This window comes from Paenarthrobacter ureafaciens (assembly GCF_004028095.1).
GTDB classification, from domain to species: domain Bacteria; phylum Actinomycetota; class Actinomycetes; order Actinomycetales; family Micrococcaceae; genus Arthrobacter; species Arthrobacter ureafaciens.
The window spans coordinates 368907-388063 of record NZ_SBHM01000007.1 but is presented as its reverse complement, the minus strand read 5'-3'; the positions used below and the strand labels follow the sequence as shown (position 1 = coordinate 388063).

The following is a 19157-nucleotide window of genomic DNA, read 5'->3' as shown; positions in this document are numbered from 1 at the left end:
ATCAAACGGTTCCACGGCGGCCGAAGCCTGGAACTCCCGACGGACACCAACCCCGAAGAAGTGGAAAAGGAACATCATGAACCGTAGAAGATCAACGCTCGCAGCCGCCGTCGTTGTTTCCGCCGCACTGGCGCTGACCGCATGCGGCGGGGGTGAGCCCCAAGCCGCCGACATGAAGAGCATCAGCATCATGGCGCCATTCCTTGAGGCGCAGCCGCCTTCCTCCGACGGGGCTGTACAGAAGAAGCTCGAAGAGATGACCGGCAAGGACATCACTATCTCGTGGGCACCGAATGCCTCGTACGAAGACAAGATGAACATCACCCTGGCTTCCTCGGACATTCCACAGGTGCTGGTGGTCCAGAGCAAGTCCCCGGGCTTCGTGAAGAACGCCGAGGCCGGGGCGTTCTGGGACCTGACGGACAAACTCAAGGATTACCCCAACCTCAAGACCACCTTCCCTGAAGTCCAACAGAACGCAAGCGTCAACGGAAAGGTGTACGGGGTGTTCCGGGCCCGCAACCCGATCCGCGCGGCCGTGATGTTCCGGCAGGACTGGCTGGACAAAGTCGGCATGAAGGCTCCTGAAACGGTGGAAGACCTTTACAAAGTTGCCAAGGCCTTCACCGAACAGGATCCGGATGGCAACGGCCAGAATGACACCTACGGAATCACCATCCCCAAATGGGGATCGCTGGGCACCAACAGCCCCTACGACCTGATGGAAACCTGGTTTGGCGCAGGCAACCGCTGGACGGAACGGGACGGCAAGCTGGTCCCGAGCTTCGAAACGGACGAATTCCTCGAAGCCGACCGGTTCATCAAGAAGATGGTGGACGAGAAACTCATCAACCCGGATTTCGCCACCTTCGATCCCACCAAGTGGAACGAGCCGTTCTTCAACGGCAAGGGCGGAATCATCGTCGACGTCGACTCCCGGGTCAGCGTGCTGATCAACCTTTTCAAGCAGGCCAACCCTGCTGACTTCCAGAACAAAGTGGGCTTCGTGGGAAGCCTGAAGGGCCCGGACGGAGAACTGCACGCCCACCCCACGGACGGCTACTCGGGATTCCTGGCCATCCCCAAGTCCAGCGTCCGCACGGAAGCTGAGCTGGATAACGTCCTGAAGTTCCTGGACACCATGAACAGCAAGGAAGCGGCCGTGCTGTTGAACAACGGCATCGAAGGCGTCAACTTCACGGTCCAGGACAACCTCGCTGCCAAGATCACGCCGGAGACTCCGGAAGGCAAAGAAATCAACACCGACGTCAAGAGCTACTCACAGCTTGGCACCAACGTCACCGGCAACAACTTCTACGACGTCAAGCAGGCCTCCGAGTACGAACAAAAAGTGTTCGAAGACCGCCAGAACGTGATGGCCGAGGACCTCAAGAGCGCCGTCTACAACCCGGCCGCGGCCTTCGTCTCGCCAACCTACGTTGCCAAGGGCGCCCAGCTGGACAACATCGTTGCCGACGCCCGCATCAAGTACCTCGCCGGCCAGATCGATGAGCAGGGCCTGAAGGACGCCATCAAGCTGTGGAACACCAGCGGCGGTGACAAGGTCAAGGAAGAAATCAACAAGCTCTGGCAGGAAAACAAGAAGTGACAGCGCCCGTCGTTGAGACCAAAGCTCCGGGGCGGGCGGCCACGCAGCCGCCCGCCCCGGCGCGGCGGCGCGGTTTTGCCGTCCACTTCGCCCACTACAAGTGGCTCTACCTGCTCCTGCTCCCGGGGCTCCTGTACTTTGCGATCTTCCGGTACGGACCCATGTACGGGGTGTCCATCGCCTTCAAGGACTACGTTCCTTTCCTCGGCGTCAACGGCAGCCCCTGGGTGGGAACGCAGCATTTCCAGGACTTCTTCGCGAACCCTGACTTTCCCCGGCTGCTCGGCAACACGCTGATCCTTGCCTTCCTCAACCTGGGCATCGCGTTCCCGCTGACCATCGTGCTGGCGCTGCTGCTCAACGAAGTCCGGCTCAGCATCCTCAAGCGCACCGTCCAGACGCTCGTCTACATTCCGCACTTCCTGTCCTGGACCATCGTCGCGTCCCTGAGTTTCCTGTTGTTCGCGCTGGACATCGGCCCGCTCTTCCAGTTCGTCAACGGACTCTTCGGCACCAACGTGGACATCCTCTCCGATCCCAACTGGTTCCGGCCGCTGATCGTGCTCCAGGAAATCTGGAAGAACACCGGCTGGGGAACCATCATTTTCCTCGCCGCGCTGGCAACCGTTGACCAGGACCAGTACGAGGCCGCAATCATCGACGGCGCCGGCCGCTTCCGGCGTGTTTGGCACATCACCCTTCCCGGCATCCGGTCCACGGTGATCGTGATGCTCATCCTGGCCATCGGACAGATGCTCAACACCGGCTTCGAGCAGATCTACCTCATGACCAACGCACTCAACCGCAGTGTGGCCGATGTCTTCGATACCTACGTCTACTTTGTTGGCATCACCCAAGGCGCCTACAGCTATAGCACCGCCGTCGGGCTTTTCAAGTCGCTGGTGGGCATCGTGCTGATCTTCGGCACCAACTGGCTCTCAAAACGCTTCAACCAGAGCGGACTGTTCTAATGAAGATTCACAACACCCGAGGCGGGCGGATCTTCGACGCCGCCAACTACGTTTTCCTGTCCCTGGTGGGGATCGTCACCCTGCTGCCGTTCGTGTACGTCCTTGCCGGATCGTTCGCCTCCGAAGCGGAAATCACCAGGCGGCCGTTCTTCATCTGGCCTGAACAGTTCACGCTCGGTTCCTACGAGTACATCTTCTCCACGCCTGCGTTCACCAAGGCCCTGCTCACCACGGTGCTCGTGACCCTGGTGGGCACCCTGATCCAGCTCCTGCTGACGGTGACCATGGCCTACCCGCTGGCAAAGCGCGGACTCCGGGGCCGGAAGCTGATCCTTTCCCTGGTGGTCTTTGCCATGGTCTTCTCCGGCGGAATGATCCCCACCTTCCTTCTGGTCAAGGACCTCGGCCTCCTGAACACATACTGGGCGTTGATCCTGCCGGCAGCCATCAACCCGTTCAGCCTGATCATCATCAAGAACTTCTTCCAGGAGCTACCCGGAGAACTGGAGGAGTCCGCCAAGATGGACGGCGCTACGGAGATTGGAATTCTCTGGCGCATCCTGCTGCCGTTGTCCAAGCCCGTGCTGGCCACGTTTGCCCTGTTCTACGCCGTCGGGATCTGGAACGACTTCATGTCTCCGTTGCTGTACCTCAGCGACAACAGTATGTGGACCCTGCAGATGTACCTCCGGCAAGTGACGGCGGCGTCGGACCTCCTGGGTACCGGCAATGTGGACCCCACCTACATCCCGCCCGAGCAAGGCGTGAAATTCGCGGTGATCGTCGTGGCCACCCTGCCCATCCTTATCTTCTATCCCTTCCTCCAGAAGCACTTCGCCAAGGGAATGCTGATCGGCTCAGTGAAGGGCTGAGGCTCACAAGGCTCACACCAAAGGACAAACATGAAAATCCTCCTCGCGGGCGACTCCACAGTGGCGGCCTGCCCAAGTTACGAATACCCCATGAGCGGTTGGGGCGCCCACCTTGCGCCCGAAACCTACTGGTGGGCGGCCGTGCACAACTACGCCAAGGGCGGCGCCACTACGGAGTCGTTCCGCGAGGAAGGCCTCTGGCACCAGCTTCTCCATCAGACGGTCCAAGGCGACGTGGTCCTGATCCAGTTCGGACACAACGACCAGAAGCGCGCCCACCTCGCCGCCCGGACAGGCTACGCGGGGAACCTCCGGCGCATGGTTGCCGAGGTGCGTTCCAAGGGCGGGATTCCGATTTTGTGTACCCCGGTGGAACGACGGCATTTCGACGGCGGCGCCCTTCAGGAGACGCTCGGTGAGTATCCCGCCGTCGTGCGTGAACTCGGAGGCGAGCTGGGACTGGACGTCATCGACCTGAACCGCTGGACCCGCGCACTGTACCTGGAATTGGGGGAGGAGGGTTCCACGGAGCTGTTCTTCCACTTCGCACCCGGGGAGCATGCGCATTGGGTTGGCGGCCTCGAGGACAACACGCACTTTCATGAGAAGGGTGCGCGGTTGATCGCGGCTCACGTGGCGGGCGAACTGGAAACGCTCGGGTTTGGTCTGCCGGTGTCGTTGAGCGCAGGGGTGCAGGCTTGAGCGTCGCTACTGTTTACGGGAACAAGCTCAGGGGACCCGACGACGTTGCCGACTGGATCGCCGAGGGGCCGGTCCGGTTGGAAACATACGACGACGGTCCAGGCGACGACGGCGGTGCAGGCGACGACGGCGGGCCGGCGCTGCTGCTTTCGGGCGCGCTTGATCCTGAAGTCCGCGGCGACCATGCCCACTGGACGCTGTGGTGTCCCCGCGAATTGCCGGACCACGTCCGCATCACGTGGGAGTTCAAGCCGATCGAAGAACCGGGCTTGGCGATGGTGTTTTTGCGGCCCGCGGCCACGGTGGCGAAGACCTGTTTTCCTCGGCCCTCACTCCGCGCACCGGGTTCTATCCGCAGTACCACTCCGGCGACATCGACGCCCTTCATATCTCCTACTTCCGGCACAAGTACGCTTCCGAGCGCGCGTTCCGCACCTGCAACCTCCGGAAGAGCGCCGGATTCGAACTCGTGGCGCAGGGAGCCGATCCGCTCCCGCCGGCCGAGGATGCGGATGGCTTCTACCGCATGGAAGTGGTCAAGGACGGGCCGGAGGTCCTTTTCTCCATCAACGGTTTGTCCTTGTTCGCATGGTCGGACCCGGCGGCCGTGCCCTTGGGCGGAGGCTACTTCGGGATCCGCCAGATGGCTCCGCTCCGGGCCGCCTACCGGAACCTGATGGTCGGGCCCCTAAGTGACGGAGACCACGCTGCCATGACGTAGGATGTCCTCAAACTGCGCTACCACCAACCCCTCTCTCCTTGGAACGGACCATGCCTCTTTTCGACCTTCCCCTCGAACAGCTCCGCGACTACACCTCCAGCGCCGTCCAGCCGGCCGACCTCCAACCGTTCTGGGACCGGACCATTGAGGAAGCGCGCCAATTTTCCCTCGATGCCACCTTCGAGTCCGTCGACAACTACCTCGCCGTCATCGACACCTTTGACGTCACCTTCTCCGGCTTCGGCGGCCACCGGATCAAGGGCTGGCTGCACCTCCCCGCACACCTCCAGCCCGGGCAGCGCCTGCCCGTTGTGGTTGAGTTCATCGGCTACTCGGGTGGCCGGGGGCTGGCCAACCAGAACACACGCTGGGCGCAGGCCGGATACGCGCACTTCATCATGGACTCGCGCGGCCAGGGCTACGGCGGCGTTTCGGGCGATACCCCGGATCCCCATTCCTCTGCTGGGGACGTGGCCTATGCCGGCCTGATGACCCGCGGCATCCGGCACCAGGATGACTACTACTTCCGCCGTGTCTATGTTGACGCCTTCCGTGCCGTCGAAGCGGCACAGAGCCATCCCGCCGTCGACCCTTCCAAAGTGGTGCTGACGGGCATCAGCCAGGGCGGCGGCATCACCGTGGCCACCGCGGGGCTGGCAGCGGGAAGGCTCGACGGCGTTATCGCCGCCATGCCCGACGTCCCGTTCCTGCAGGACTTCCCGCGGGCCATCGACATTACTCCCCGCGGACCGTACCCGGAGATCGCCTCCTTCCTCGGCCGGCACCGGGACCGCTACGAGGCCATGCTCGCCGTGCTGAACTACTTCGACGGCGTGCACTTGGGGAGGGCCGCCACCGTTCCGGCCCTCTTCTCCGGCGCCCAAATGGACGACATTTGCCCGCCGTCCACTGTTTTTGCCGGCTACAACAACTACGGCCTTACCGGCGGTACCCCGGAAAAGGACATTGAGGTCTACCGTTTCAACAACCACGAGGGCGGGCAGGAACACCACTGGATCAAGCAGTTGCAGTTCCTGCGCAAACTTTTGTCATCATGACGGACGCGATTTGCCGGGGTTGATTCGCCGCGGTTATGGTGTGGCTATGACTAAGCGTTGGTATGCGTATTTTTCGTTGGCTCTGGAGGGGCCCGCGTCTAACTGACACGCATCCAACTTTCCTTCAGAGCCAACAGGGCAGAGATGATTCTCTGCCCTTCGCCATATCCGGCGGGTTCTGAAAAGGGGCCCGCTCCGCCACCGGAACAGGACCCAGAAAATGACCAGCATCGCCCACGAAACCGCTGCAGCCGCCCACCCCGTTGATGCCCTTGGCGCCGCGCAGCCCGCCACCTCCAACCTTCGGGTGGCCCGTTTCGAGCCCCTTCCGGCACCCCAGGACATCATCGCGGAGTTGCCGCTGGACGCCCGCTCGGCTGCCGTCGTCGACCGTGGCCGCGACGAAGTACGCGCCGTCATGGACGGCGTCGACGACCGGCTGCTGGTGATCGTGGGCCCCTGCTCCATCCATGACCCCAAGGCAGGCCTCGAATACGCCCGGCGGCTGGTCAGCCAGGCCGAGAAGCACAAGGAAGACCTGCTGATCGTCATGCGGACCTACTTCGAAAAGCCGCGCACCACCGTGGGGTGGAAGGGCCTCATCAACGATCCCCACCTGGACGGCAGCCATGACATCGCCTCCGGCCTCCGCGCAGCCCGCGGCTTCCTGAAGCAGGTCACTTCCTTGGGGTTGCCCACCGCCACGGAGTTCCTGGAACCCATCAGCCCGCAGTACATGGCTGACCTGGTTTCCTGGGGTGCCATCGGCGCGCGGACCACCGAAAGCCAGATCCACCGCCAGCTCGCCTCCGGACTGTCCATGCCCATCGGCTTCAAGAACGGTACCGACGGCGACCTCCAGGTAGCCATCGACGCTTGCGGCGCCGCTGCCGCCGAACAGGCCTTCCTGGGAATCGACGACGACGGCCGGGCGGCTTTGGTGGCAACCGCTGGAAACCCGGACACGCACGTGATTCTCCGCGGCGGACGCAAGGGCCCCAACTACTCGCAGGATGACGTGGCCCATGCCTCGGAAAAGCTCTCTTCGAAGGGCCTGAACCCCCGGCTGATCGTCGACGCAAGCCACGCCAACAGCGGGAAGAGCCACCACCGCCAGGCCGAAGTGGCGCTGGAGATCGGCGCCCAGCTGGAATCCGATCCGGCCACCCCCATCGCCGGCGTCATGCTGGAAAGCTTCCTGGTTGGCGGAGCGCAGAGCCTGGACGTCGCCAAGCAGCTCGCGGGGGAACAGGACCTCGTCTACGGCCAGAGCGTCACGGATGCTTGCATGGAGTGGGACGTTACTGCTTCCGTTCTGGAGCAGCTGGCGGCCTCGGCCCGGAAGCGTCGGCTGGCGTCGGGGGAGTAGGCGGGAAGTACAGTCCCACTTTTCCCAAAGTGCTTTCACATTGGCACCATCAGCCTCTAGAGTATCTAGACATGGTTGTTTGATGGCTCAGCATCGGCACACCGTTCTGCTGGGGGTGTCCTATTGTCTGAGAGCAAAGGAATATGGGAAATGTCCGCGGAGACTAACTTCTCGAACGCGCGTTTCATGACGGTGGCCGAAGTGGCCGACGTCCTGCGCGTTTCCAAAATGACCGTGTACCGCTTGGTTCACTCCGGAGAAATGCCGGCCGTCAGGTTCGGCCGTTCTTTCCGTGTCCCCGAGGAGGCCGTCGCACAGTACCTGAAAGGTGCTGTTGTGGACGGGCAAACCGAGACCGCCTGAGTGCCGATTGTCCGCACAGCGGGCCGTGGTCATCGGGTACCTCTGCGAAGCGGTACCCTGTTAAGGAACGTTTTACGTCATTGTAAGAATCTGTCAGTTGTACTGTCTGCTGCTTTGTCCGCGGATCCGTTCCAACAGACAGGACCTTCATCTAGTTTGTAAGGAACTTTCGTGGGTTCAGTTATTAAGAAGCGCCGCAAGCGTATGGCCAAGAAGAAGCACCGCAAGCTGCTTCGCAAGACTCGCCACCAGCGCCGCAATAAGAAGTAGAAATACTTCATCAAGCGTGAATGCCCGTTGCCTCCAAGGTAACGGGCATTTCTGCATCCCCGCCCCTCCTGCATCCCTCTGTCACCTCCCGCGCCCTTTAGGGTGCCCCTCTATCACCTCCCGCCGGTTTCGGGGTGTTCCTCTATCACCTCCCGCCGGTTGTGGGGGGTGTTCCTCTATCACGTTCCGCCCGTTTCCGGGCGTCGATCTATCACCTCCCGCCGGTTGTGGGGGGTGTTCCTCTATCACCCCCGGGCAAAGCCGGACTCGACCGAAGGGTCCATCCACGCCGTCCGCAGTGCCTTTTTGATCTGCTTCGTTGCAGAGACGAAGTCTTCTCCCGCGTCGTCTTTGTCGAATACCAAAACGGTCCATCCGGCCGCCCGAAAGGCTTTATCCCTGCGCATATCGCTGAGGATCTGTTCCTCCTCAAGGTGATGGCCGCCGTCGTACTGTATGGCGAGCCGGCGGGCCCTGAAGCCCAGGTCGGTAGTCGGCGAGAAGGGATCCCCTACCCGAAGTTTCACTTGGAGTTCAGGCTCCGGGAGGCCAGCATCGAGCATGGCGAGCCGAAGCCGCGTTTCCGGTGCCGAATCAGCGCCGACGCGCAAAAGCTCGAGGGCCTCACGCGCGCGGACGACGCCCTGCCTTCTGCGGTGACGGTCCAGCAGTGTGCGCAGTTCAGCGAGGGTTGTGTATGGAGCAGTTCGTCCTTCCAACTCCGGCCTCGGCACGCGTATGAGCTGATCTCCAACGCAGATGAGGTCGTATAACGGTAGTTGTGTGGCCAAGTCGAGCCACGTCCTCGAACGCGTGGTCATCCGAATTCCCTGCGTCTCTTCGACTTCACCGTCAAAGGCCAACACGGTATGTCCGACCACTCCTTTGCGGCGCACAGGCGGAAGCTTCCTGGGTTTGCTGAGGTGCAGTTCGTTGGAATCTGACAACCACGGCGGAAGGAAAAGTCCCTGTAATCTTGCGGCAGTAACGTGTGAAATCCATGCGCCCGGGCTGGCGGCGGACAACGACCGCGCTGCCGCTGCAAGGTCGAAATCCCACTCCACCGGTCGATAGAGGCCCCTGCTGACAGGATCGATGTCAGCTCGCCGCCATAGCTCGGTCTGTTGTAACCCCGCAGCTTTGGCTTCATTCAATGTAAAGGGCGCGTAAGGCAGTCTAGGGCTGATGAGAGAAGGCTTTTCCATAAAGGCATTGTTGCCGGAAAGCCTCGATGCCCGCAGAAGTTATCCACAGGTCGGCGGTCGATCTGACCGGGTGATAGAGGAAGCCGGAAAACCGGGCGGGAAGTGATAGAGGAGGCCGGAAAACCGGGCGGGAAGTGATAGAGGAAGCTGGGAAAGGCGGCGGGAGGTGATAGAGGATCAGCGGGGGGTGCGGAAGCGGCTGAATCCCCGCCACAATCCATAAACAGCCCCACCCACCGTAGCGGCTTTGAGGCCGAGGGTCGCCGCGCGGCGACCGGAGCGGAAGTCGTAGACCGGCCAGTTGTTCTCGCGGGCGTGCTTGCGAAGCCGGGAATCAGGATTGATCACCACGGGATGGCCCACCATGGTGAGGAGGGGGATGTCATTGGCGGAGTCGCTGTAGGCCCAGCAGTGCTCCAAATCCAGGCCTTCCCTTTCAGCGACCAGGCTGACGGCGACTGCTTTGGCCGGACCATGCAGAATGTCGCCCACCAAACGCCCGGTATACATACCGTCCTCGATCTCACCGACGGTACCCAAAGCGCCGGTCAGCCCAAGCCTGGTGGATATCACTGTGGCAACTTCGATAGGAGTTGCAGTAACCAGCCAGACGGGTCGACCAATTCGAAGATGCTGCTCCGCCAAGGCCTTGGTGCCGGGCCAAATCCTGGACTCGATCATTTCGTCGTAGACCTCTTCGCCAAGTGCTTTGATGTCATCGACAGTGATTCCTGCGGCGAGCGTTAAGGCCGAGTCCCGGACGGCATGGACATCATCCAGGTTTTCGCCACGCAATACGAATTTGAACTGTTTCCAGGCAAACCCCGCCGCCTGGGACAGCGTGAAGGCCCTTCGTTCGTACATTTTCCGGGCCACATGGAAGAGGCTCGCGCCCTTCATCAAGGTGTTGTCCACGTCGAAGAAAGCAGCCTCACCGGTATTCGACTGCGCTAGGGCAGCCGCGGCTATGGCGGCGTTATTCTCCTCGGGCATGCATTGAGTCTAGTCAATTGCCGCCGCCCCTCGCTGGGAGGCGCGTTCACGCCGCCCCGCGGGTGTGGGGTTAGCCAACAGAGGCTAACCCCAGATGGGGGAAGCGGGTGGGATGTGGGAGAGGGATGGTCGGGTGGGGGTGGGATGTGGGAGAGGGATGGTCGGGTGGGGGTGGGATGTGGCAGAGGGATGGTCGGGTGGGGGTGGGATGTGGGAGAGGGATGGTCGGGTGGGGTTAACGTGGAGGCATGGCTACTCCCGACGTCGTCCTCCTCACCAAAGCTGACTGCCACCTCTGCACGGCGGCCCGCGCCGCCGTCGAACGCGTGACCTCCGGGCTCGGAGTGGCGTGGACGGAGCAACGGATCGAGGATGATCCTGAGCTGCAGCAGAAGTACGCGGAGGAGATCCCGGTGGTCCTGGTGGACGGCGTGCAGCGGGATTTTTGGACCATCGACGAACAGCGGTTGATGCGGATTCTCAAGAAGGCCCTGGCGGCCTGAGCGGCAGCAACCGGGAGGTAACGGCTTTTGTTGAGCGTGGCCGGGGGCCATAGAGTTGAACAACAAAGTGACGCAATGGAGAAAACCGTGACTGCGCTGGAACCGTCCCCTGAAGCAACAACGGGGGACCATGAATCTGCCACGAAGCAGATCCCGCCCGCGGCTGTGGCCCGGATGACCCTCTACTTGCGCGCGCTGAACTCGCTTCTGGCTGAAGGCGTGGAGCGGGTCTCTTCGGAGGCCTTGGCTGAGGCTTCCGGTGTCAGCTCCTCCACCCTCCGCAAGGACCTGTCCTACGTGGGGTCTTACGGCACCCGGGGGGTGGGCTACGAGGTGCAGAATCTCAGCCGCCACATCGCCGCTGCCATGGGGCTGACGCACGACTGGAAGGTCGCGATTGTTGGTGCCGGTAACCTCGGCAAGGCGCTGGCCCGGTACGGAGGGTTCGAGTCCCGTGGCTTCGATGTTGTTGCCATTTTCGACGCCGATCCCATGGTGATCGGCAACGAGGTGGGCTGGCTGCGGGTCAGCGATGCCGCCGAGCTGGAACGCGTCTTGGAGCGGACCCACGCCAACATGGTGGTGTTGGCGCTCCCTGCAACAGTTGCCCAGCAAGTCTGCGACCGGGTTATCGCCGCGGGGATCCGTAGCATCCTGAGCTTCGCACCCGTGCTCCTTCAGGTCCCGCCGCACGTCAACCTGCGGAAAGTCGACATGGCCACCGAGCTGCAGATCCTGGCGTACCACGCACAACGGGCACAGACTCCGGGCGAGGCCGTTTAGCCCGCCGGGTCCGTGCCCGTCGTTGAAAGTTCACGGCCTCTGACCGTGAAGTGATGGCCTAGCGGCCGTAAGGGTTCTGGTACGGGTTGCCGAAGGCCTGCTGCTTACGGAAGTAGGGAGCAGTAGCCGGCAGGTAAAGCAACACCATCGCGGCAACGCCGAGCAGGATGGTGATGGTGCCCACGCCGATCTGGGTCAGGCCGAGAAGCGAAATCGCAGCGAAGACCGTGCCCAGGATGCGGGCCCAGTTCTTGCCCTTGCGGATCTTGAAGGCGACCAAGGCATACAGCCCGGCCATGATGAGCGAAATGATGACCACGAACGTGATGGCAACGCCAACGATGCTGCTCACCGAGATTTCGCTTCCGCTGGTGCCCTGCGCATCAAGGGCGTCCTGAATCATGGACTGGCCTTCGCTGGAGTTCAGCAGGGCGATGGTTATGGGGATGGAGATCAGGGTCAGGATGCCGGCAGCAAGGATCATCCAGAAGGAAACGTTGACCAGTTGGGGGACGCCGCTGGGACCGGGCTGCTGGCTGGGCCAGTTGGTGTCCTGCCCGTACTGCGGAGCAGCTTGGCCGTAAGGCGAACCCTGCTGCCCATACTGGGGAGCCTGCTGCCCGTACTGCGGTGCCTGTTGACCATACTGTGGGGCTTGCTGGCCATACTGCGGCGTCTGCTGACCGTACTGGGGAGCCGCCGGCTGCCCGTACTGCGGCGCCTGCGGCTGGGACTGCTGGCCGTACTGCGGTGTTGAGGGCTGGGACCCCTGCTGCTCGGGGCCGGAGTCGCCCGGGTTCGAGGGCGGGTAGGGAGGGTTGCTCATGGCATTCCTTTGCTTGTTCGACTGCTGGTACGGCTACCGGGGTCCACAAAATACCCTGCCCCCAGCATGGTTCTGAATCCACCGTACCCCGACCGTTTGGCGGTGGGGACGAGCACACGCTGGAATTTCCCGCGTGTGGATAAATCATCATGTGGGCGTACAAAGACCGCGGGAAATACGCCTTCGTGATGAAGGCCGCGGCCCCCAATAAGGGCCGCGGCCTTCCGCGCTTGAGCAACGCCCGACGGCGGAACTGGAGTCCGGCGCCGGTCATAACGCCCGACGGCGGAGCATCGGTTTGGTCAGGCAGTGCCCTTGACTGCCTTGAACCAAAGTTGCGAGTTGGGAAGCCACATGAGGACAACGGCTACGGCGCTGACAAGGAAGCCGAACCAGTTGCTGCCCAGCCCGGTGCTTGGACCGCCCATGTTGATGGATCCGAAGATGGCGAGCACCAGTGACACGGCGGCAATGGCGGTGAGCGCCAGGCGCGCCCATTCCTTGCCTTCCTTCATCTTCATGGCCAGCACCACTTGGGCTGCGGCCACGGCGAGGCTCACGAGGAGCAGTACCAGTGCTACGGCTGCCAGGGCCGGAATGAAGGCGAAGGCCGCGATGATGGCGAAAAGTCCGATCAGCCCGAACAGCAACCCAACCAGGCCCGAGATCACCCAGATGAAATAGGACACTTTCAGCTCGGTGGGCAGGCCTTGGGTCTTGAACATGCCGGAGAAGCCACCCTGGGGGAGGACATCGTTGAAGCTCCGGGGACCGTCGGTGGGCATTTCGAAGTGGAACCCGCCGGGCTGGCCCGCAGCAGGCTGCGAATACTGGCCCGGCTGTGAATACTGGCCGGGCTGGGACTGCTGACCCGGAGACTGATAACCCGGGGGCGGCTGGTAGCCCTGGGGAGGTTGGTAGCCCTGCGGAGGCTGGTAACCCGCAGGAGGAACATTGCCGGGCTGCGGAGGCTGGGCGCCGGGCTGCTGTGGCTGTGGTGCTTCGTCTGGGTTACTCATGGCATCACTCTAGACCGCAGGGTGTACGAAACATAGGAAATTCCGGACCAACGATTTGGGTAGATACGCGCAGGTCAGCCAGCTATTGGCCCGGCGAGTTCCGAGCATGCGGAAACGGCGCCTCCGCCCAGCCCCGTGGGGGCTCACCTGATGCGGTGAGGGGGAGACGCCGTTCCGTGGAAAAGCGGGGAAATCAGGCAGCGGCCGGTGCGATGAAGGCGAGTTCGAGGTTGATGGCAACCTTGTCGCTGACCAGGACGCCGCCGGCCTCGAGCACGGCGTTCCACGTGAGGCCGAAGTCCTTGCGGCTGATGGTGGTTTCGCCGGAGACGCCGGCGCGGGTGTTGCCGAACGGATCTACGGCCACGCCGTTGAACTCGGTCTCGATGGCAACTTCCTTGGTGACACCCTTGATGGTGAGATCGCCCACAAGATCGAAGCCGTCTCCGTTGGCCTTGACGTGGCGGGAGACGAAGGTGATCTCCGGGAACTTCTCCACGTCGAAGAAGTCCTCGCCCTTGACGTGGCCGTCGCGGTTGGCGTCACCGGAGTCGAAGCTGGCGGTCTGGATGGTGGCGGTCACCTTGGAGTCCGTGAGGGTTTCGCCGACCTCCAGTGTGGCGGATGCGTCCTTGAACTGGCCGCGAACCTTGCTGATACCGGCGTGACGTACGGTGAAAGCGATTTCGCTGTGGGAGTTGTCGAGGGTCCAAGTGCCGGTGGTGACGTTGGCGGGGAGGGTCATCATGGTGGTGCTCCTGTGTGGTGGAAGGGATAGTGCTTACCCGGCTGAACCTGATTACTTGAAGCATCAACCGAGCTTCGTATCCAGTATAAACATGCATATGCATCTTTTATTCCGCCTCGCCGGAACATTTTTGGAAAACTTTGAGTTCTACTAGCGGTAGAAGATTTCAGATCGCTCCGTATCTTTGAGAAACTGGTAAACATGCCCCACGCAACTGTCCATCTGCTCCGCCATGGTGAAGTCCATAATCCCGATGGCGTCCTGTATGGTCGGCTGCCCGAATTCCACCTCTCCGAACGGGGCAGGGACATGGCCCGCATGCTTGCCGAGCACTTCACGGCGCGTGCAGGAAACGGCGCGAGGATCGTCCATCTGGTGGCCTCGCCACTGACGCGCGCCCAGGAAACTGCCATGCCCACGGCGGAAGCACTTGGCCTGGAGATCACTACCGACCCGCGCATCATCGAGGCGGAGAACCACTTCGAGGGGCTCCACCCGACCAAGAGCGAGTTCCTGAAGCCCAAGCACTGGTACTACTTCCGCAATCCGTTGCGGCCTTCCTGGGGCGAACCGTACAAGGAACAGGCGGCCCGCGTGTTCGCCGCGGTCCAGGATGCCCGCCTGAAGGCCCTTGAACTGGGCGGTGAGGGAGCAGAAGCAATCCTCGTCAGCCACCAGCTGCCCATCTGGGCTACCCGCCTGTCCGCGGAGGGCCGGCCGTTGGCCCACGACCCCCGGAAGCGTGAATGCACCCTGACGTCGCTGACGTCGTTGGTGTTTGACGAAGACGGCAAGATCCTCCGCGTCGAGTACAGCGAGCCCGCGGCAGTCCTGCTGCCCGGTGCTGCCAGCACCCCGGGGGCATGAAAGCGAATCATGGATAAGAAGAACCTCACGCGCCGCAGTGCGCTCGCTGCCGGCGGCGTCCTCCTGGCAGGGCTCACCATGGGCCTCTCTGCCTGTGCCCAGGAGGATTCCCTTGCCGAACAGGCGCGCAAAGGCGACAACAAGAACTACGTTGCAGGCGACGGCTCCGTGACCGAGTTTGCCAAGGCTGACCGCAGTGCACCTGTGGCGCTCAAGGGAACCCTCTTTGACGGAACGGCCGTAACCCCGGACGTCCTCAAGGGAAAAGTCACGGTGCTGAACTTCTGGTTCGCCGCCTGCGCGCCCTGCCGGGTGGAAGCGCCGCAGCTCGAAGCGCTGCACCAGGAGTACAAGGACCAGGGCGTCCAGTTCTTCGGGGTCAACCTGCGTGACGAAAAAGCCACCGCCGAAGCGTTCGACAAGACCTTCAACGTCACCTACCCGAGCTTCAATGACAAGGACGGGGCGGTCCTGCTCTCCGTCTCCGGCATTGTTCCGCCCGGCGCCGTACCCACCACCCTGGTGCTGGACAAGGACGGCAAAGTTGCCTCCCGTGTGCTGGGCGAGATCGAAAAGAGCACGCTCAAGGCCCTGATCGCTTCAGCCGTGGCCGAGTAGTCCCATGAACAGTCCCTTCGCCGAAACCATCCTGAACGGATCGTTGCTGCTGGCCGTGCCGGTGGCTCTTTTGGCGGGCCTTGTCTCCTTTCTTTCCCCGTGCGTGCTGCCGCTCGTCCCGGGTTACCTTGGCTACGTCACCGGGCTGACCGGCGTCGACCTTCAACGGCAGCGGCGGGGCCGCATGCTGGCCGGGATCGGCCTGTTCGTGCTGGGCTTTTCGGTCATCTTCGTGCTCCTGGGCGGGGCGTTCGGCCAGCTGGGCACAGTGCTCACCGGCAGCCAAAACGCTTGGATCACCCAGCTCCTGGGGGTCCTGGTGATCATCATGGGCGTCGTGTTCATGGGCGGCTTCTCCTGGTTGCAGCGCGACGCGAAGATCCACGCCAAACCTCCCGCTGGCCTGTGGGGTGCTCCGTTGCTTGGGCTGACGTTCGGCCTGGGGTGGGCCCCGTGCATCGGACCGACGTATTCGGCCGTGCAGCTGCTGAGCCTTTCCGGAGGATCGTCCGCGGCGAAGGGTGCGCTGCTCGCCTTCGTTTACAGCCTGGGACTGGGGGTGCCGTTCCTGTTGATCGCGCTGGCCGTCCGGCGTGGCATGGGCGTGATGTCCTTCTTCCGCAAGCACCGCCTGGCCATCCAGCGGATCGGCGGCGGCATCCTGATTTTGCTTGGCATTCTCATGGCCACAGGAGTGTGGGGTCATTGGGTGACTGAGTTGCAGTACTGGTTCCAAACCGACGTGAAGTTGCCGATCTGATGAGCGAGTCCGTGAAATCCACCAAGAAGTCTCCCGCCGAAGGACCTGACGCAGGCAAGCTCCAGCAAGCAAAGTCGGACGCCGCGCTGCCCACGTTGGGTGTTGGCGGCATGCTCCGTTGGGCCTGGACGCAGCTCACCAGCATGCGGACGGCCCTGTTCCTGCTGCTCCTGCTTGCGGTTGCCGCAGTGCCCGGATCGCTGTTCCCGCAACGGCCCGCGAACCCCGCAGTGGTGACCGACTGGATCAAGAACAACCCGACGTCGGGCCCGTTCCTGGATGCTGTGCAGATGTTCGACGTCTACTCCTCGGCGTGGTTCTCGGCCATCTACCTGCTGTTGTTCATTTCGCTGATCGGTTGCGTCACGCCCCGGGCCATTGCGCACTACAAGGCCATGAAGTCCCAGCCCCCGCGTACGCCCAAGCGCCTGTCGCGGCTTCCGGAGTACGGCACGCTGGTGTTGGCCGCCGACGCCGGGATCCCGGCGTCGAAGGCCATCACCGATGCCGCCGGGGTTCTGAAGAAGCGCGGCTACCGCGTTGAGGTCAGGGACGCCGACGGCGATCTGCCGAGCCTGGGCGCCGAGCGCGGCTTCATGAAGGAAGTGGGAAACCTGATTTTCCACACGTCGCTGATCGGCGTGCTGGTGTCAGTGGCCATCGGCGGGCTGTTCGGCTACAGCGGTCAGCGCATCCTTGTGGAGGGCGACACGTTCGTCAACACCCTGGTGGGCTACGACCAGTTCTCCCCGGGCACCAACTTCCAGAGCGGCTGGCTGCAGCCGTACTCGGTCCGTCTGGACAAATTCCAAGCGACTTTTGACAGGGAATCGCCCCGGAAGACCGGCCAGCCGATCGACTACACGGCCGAGGTGACCACCAAGGAAAACACGGACGCTCCCGAGAAGAAGGAGATCCTCAAGGTCAACGACCCCATCTCCCTGGGCGGAACCAGCATGTACCTCACGGGTAACGGTTACGCTCCGGTGGTCACTGTCCGCGACGGCGAGGGCAATGTAGCGTTCCAAGGCCCGGTTACTGCCAAGGTCCAGGGCGACAACTACTACTCTTCGGTGGTCATCAAGGTTCCGGACGGCAAGCCGGACCAGTTGGGTTTCAACGGCTTCTTCCTGCCCACCGCGTTCGAAACGGAAGAAGGGATCTCCTTCAGTGCCGATCCCGCCCTGGCCAACCCCCAGCTCACCCTCGACTCGTACTACGGCGATCTGGGACTGGACAATGGTGTTCCCCAGAACGTCTTCGAGCTTGACGTCAGCGACCTCACCCAGTTGAACGGACGCAAGCTCGAGGCCGGCGGCATCACGCTTGTCCTGGGCCAGACCGCAACGCTCCCGGAGGGCAAGGGAAGCATCACTTTCGACAGCGTCAAGAAGTACGTCGGTGTGGACATCCACCACAACCCGGGCCAGCTGTACGCGTTGATCTTCGGCCTTCTGGCCGTTGCCGGCCTGGTGACCTCGCTTTACATCAGCCGCCGCCGCGTGTGGGTCCGGACCGGAACCCACCAGGACGGCCGCACCATGATCGAGTACGGCCTCCTGGCCCGCGGCGAAGACCACCGCCTGGCCGGCGAAGCAGCGGCCATCAGGGAACTCCTGGCCAACGAATGGCAGATATCCCCGCACCCCAGTGACACTCCCGACACCGTCTCTTCCACAACCCAGAAGGACCAGTAATGCCCGCTATCAACGAAACCCTGGGCCAGTACAGTGAGCTCTTCATGCTGTTGGCCGCCGGCACATACACTATTGCGTTCCTTGCTTTCCTCTGGGACCTGGCCAAGAGCAGCAAGACCCTGCGTGCCGTTGACCTGAAGGCGGCAGCGGGTTCGACGACGCAAAAGGTTGCCGTTGCGGCCGGCCGAATCGGCTTGGGTGCCTCCGACGCCGCAGGGCCGGCGGACCGTGGCGAGCGTCCGACGTCGGGCCCTACCGTTGCTGAGTCGACGGCAGCGGGCGACATGAAGTACGCAGGCGAACGCCGGGCTGCCGCCCGGGTGGGCGTAGCACTGACCGTCCTGGGTGTCCTCATCCACGGTGCCGGCGTCCTCACGCGTGCGCTGGGTGCCGGCCGCGTGCCGTGGGGCAACATGTACGAGTTCCTCACCACGGGTGCTTTCGTGGCGGTGGCGGTCTTCCTTATCGCGCTGATCCGCAGGGACCTCCGCTTCCTGGGCACGTTCGTGGTTGGCCTGGGCATCATCATGCTCGTTGCCGCGTCCGTGGCTTTCTGGACTCCCGTGGGCCACCTCGTTCCCGCGTTGCAGAGCTACTGGCTGATCATCCATGTGTCCATTGCGGTGCTGTCCTCTGCGCTGTTCACCCTGACGTTCGCGATGTCCGCGCTGCAGCTGCTCCAGTCCTACCGCCAGAAGAACCTGGCCGCAGGCCGCGCGGACAACCTGGCGTTCCTGCGCGTGGTCCCCAACGCCTTGAGCCTGGAGAACCTTTCCTACCGGATCAACACCGTGGCCTTTGTCGGCTGGACCTTCACCCTGATGTTCGGTGCCATCTGGGCCGAAAAGGCGTGGGGCCGTTTCTGGGGCTGGGACCCCAAGGAAGTGTGGACGTTCGTCATCTGGGTGGTCTACGCCGGCTACCTCCACGCCAGGGCAACCCGCGGCTGGACCGGAACGCGTGCTGCATGGTTGTCGATCGTGGGCTACGCCTGTGTGATCATCAACTTCACGCTGGTGAACACGGTCTTCAACGGCCTGCACTCGTACTCAGGCCTCTAAAGCCGTACCGCCCTGCCGGCCGAATGTTGGCCGGCAAAGCCGCGACCATGGCCTGATCTGGGCTTTCTCCATCGAGTCGACTATCAGTTGAAGAAAGCTCCAAGGAAGCTGTGAAAAGTGCTTTTGCCCGCCGCCGGGCAAG

20 protein-coding genes and 1 pseudogene are annotated in these 19157 nt (G+C 62.6%); 16 read left to right on the top strand and 5 right to left on the bottom strand.

Going from position 1 to position 19157, the window contains the following annotated elements:
• Positions 1-76: 76 nt before the first annotated feature.
• The 9 genes and pseudogenes from AUR_RS06000 (at position 77) to AUR_RS05960 (ending at position 7935) form a co-directional block, all read left to right on the top strand.
• On the top strand, positions 77-1609 hold the full coding sequence (locus AUR_RS06000) for an extracellular solute-binding protein (RefSeq protein WP_062097805.1): 1533 nt from the start codon (positions 77-79) through the stop codon (positions 1607-1609).
• Positions 1606-2580, top strand: coding sequence for an ABC transporter permease (locus AUR_RS05995; RefSeq protein ID WP_062097803.1), 975 nt, complete (start codon positions 1606-1608; stop codon positions 2578-2580). The genes AUR_RS06000 and AUR_RS05995 overlap by 4 nt, the downstream gene beginning before the upstream one ends.
• A complete protein-coding gene (locus tag AUR_RS05990) occupies positions 2580-3452 on the top strand; it encodes a carbohydrate ABC transporter permease (protein ID WP_021474343.1) in 873 nt (290 codons plus the stop codon). Before AUR_RS05995 ends, AUR_RS05990 begins: the two co-directional genes overlap by 1 nt.
• A gap of 30 nt (positions 3453-3482) precedes the next feature.
• Complete coding sequence (locus AUR_RS05985) at positions 3483-4154, top strand: rhamnogalacturonan acetylesterase (RefSeq protein ID WP_062097801.1); 672 nt, start codon at positions 3483-3485, stop codon at positions 4152-4154.
• Positions 4151-4875 (top strand): annotated as a pseudogene (locus tag AUR_RS05980) (DUF1961 family protein). The gene AUR_RS05985 and the pseudogene AUR_RS05980 overlap by 4 nt, the downstream one beginning before the upstream one ends.
• 50 nt (positions 4876-4925) lie before the next feature.
• Positions 4926-5933: an acetylxylan esterase gene (locus AUR_RS05975; protein WP_062097799.1), complete on the top strand. Its 1008-nt coding sequence runs from the start codon at positions 4926-4928 to the stop codon at positions 5931-5933.
• A 220-nt stretch (positions 5934-6153) separates the two neighbouring features.
• On the top strand, positions 6154-7302 hold the full coding sequence (locus tag AUR_RS05970; protein ID WP_062097797.1) for a 3-deoxy-7-phosphoheptulonate synthase: 1149 nt from the start codon (positions 6154-6156) through the stop codon (positions 7300-7302).
• Positions 7303-7452: 150 nt separating this feature from the next.
• Entirely contained in the window at positions 7453-7665 is a 213-nt protein-coding gene (locus AUR_RS05965; RefSeq protein WP_021474348.1) for a helix-turn-helix domain-containing protein, read from the top strand.
• 171 nt (positions 7666-7836) lie between these two features.
• A complete protein-coding gene (locus AUR_RS05960) occupies positions 7837-7935 on the top strand; it encodes a 30S ribosomal protein bS22 (RefSeq protein ID WP_003792170.1) in 99 nt (32 codons plus the stop codon).
• A 245-nt stretch (positions 7936-8180) separates the two neighbouring features.
• Here AUR_RS05960 and AUR_RS20775 read toward each other — a convergent pair whose 3' ends face one another.
• Both AUR_RS20775 and AUR_RS05950 read right to left on the bottom strand, forming a co-directional pair.
• Positions 8181-8756, bottom strand: a complete 576-nt coding sequence (locus AUR_RS20775; protein ID WP_310649511.1) for an endonuclease domain-containing protein — start codon at positions 8754-8756, stop codon at positions 8181-8183.
• A 561-nt stretch (positions 8757-9317) separates the two neighbouring features.
• Positions 9318-10133, bottom strand: coding sequence for an HAD family hydrolase (locus AUR_RS05950; protein ID WP_021474351.1), 816 nt, complete (start codon positions 10131-10133; stop codon positions 9318-9320).
• Positions 10134-10381: 248 nt separating this feature from the next.
• Between AUR_RS05950 and AUR_RS05945 the strand changes: the two genes are divergently transcribed.
• Both AUR_RS05945 and AUR_RS05940 read left to right on the top strand, forming a co-directional pair.
• Positions 10382-10636, top strand: coding sequence for a glutaredoxin family protein (locus AUR_RS05945; protein WP_021474352.1), 255 nt, complete (start codon positions 10382-10384; stop codon positions 10634-10636).
• A 75-nt stretch (positions 10637-10711) separates the two neighbouring features.
• Positions 10712-11419, top strand: coding sequence for a redox-sensing transcriptional repressor Rex (locus tag AUR_RS05940; RefSeq protein ID WP_021474353.1), 708 nt, complete (start codon positions 10712-10714; stop codon positions 11417-11419).
• Between the two features lie 58 nt (positions 11420-11477).
• Here the strand turns inward: AUR_RS05940 and AUR_RS05935 are convergent, their stop codons facing one another.
• The 3 genes from AUR_RS05935 to AUR_RS05925 form a co-directional block, all read right to left on the bottom strand.
• The gene (locus AUR_RS05935) at positions 11478-12245 is read right to left on the bottom strand and encodes a hypothetical protein (protein WP_062097793.1); all 768 of its coding nucleotides are present in this window, start codon (positions 12243-12245) and stop codon (positions 11478-11480) included.
• 302 nt (positions 12246-12547) lie between these two features.
• A complete protein-coding gene (locus tag AUR_RS05930) occupies positions 12548-13264 on the bottom strand; it encodes a hypothetical protein (protein ID WP_082694565.1) in 717 nt (238 codons plus the stop codon).
• Positions 13265-13457: 193 nt separating this feature from the next.
• Positions 13458-14009: a YceI family protein gene (locus AUR_RS05925; RefSeq protein ID WP_031217168.1), complete on the bottom strand. Its 552-nt coding sequence runs from the start codon at positions 14007-14009 to the stop codon at positions 13458-13460.
• A 204-nt stretch (positions 14010-14213) separates the two neighbouring features.
• On the opposite strand from AUR_RS05925, the gene AUR_RS05920 reads away from it, so the two are divergent.
• From AUR_RS05920 to ccsB, 5 genes are read left to right on the top strand one after another with little or no spacing between them, the layout of a single operon-like run.
• A complete protein-coding gene (locus tag AUR_RS05920) occupies positions 14214-14879 on the top strand; it encodes a histidine phosphatase family protein (protein ID WP_062097791.1) in 666 nt (221 codons plus the stop codon).
• 9 nt (positions 14880-14888) lie between these two features.
• Entirely contained in the window at positions 14889-15497 is a 609-nt protein-coding gene (locus tag AUR_RS05915; RefSeq protein ID WP_021474359.1) for a TlpA family protein disulfide reductase, read from the top strand.
• A 4-nt stretch (positions 15498-15501) separates the two neighbouring features.
• Entirely contained in the window at positions 15502-16257 is a 756-nt protein-coding gene (locus AUR_RS05910) for a cytochrome c biogenesis CcdA family protein (RefSeq protein ID WP_021474360.1), read from the top strand.
• The gene (gene resB, locus AUR_RS05905; protein ID WP_062097790.1) at positions 16257-17954 is read left to right on the top strand and encodes a cytochrome c biogenesis protein ResB; all 1698 of its coding nucleotides are present in this window, start codon (positions 16257-16259) and stop codon (positions 17952-17954) included. The genes AUR_RS05910 and resB overlap by 1 nt, the downstream gene beginning before the upstream one ends.
• On the top strand, positions 17954-19015 hold the full coding sequence (ccsB, locus tag AUR_RS05900; protein WP_021474362.1) for a c-type cytochrome biogenesis protein CcsB: 1062 nt from the start codon (positions 17954-17956) through the stop codon (positions 19013-19015). The genes resB and ccsB overlap by 1 nt, the downstream gene beginning before the upstream one ends.
• The last annotated feature ends 142 nt before the right edge of the window (positions 19016-19157 follow it).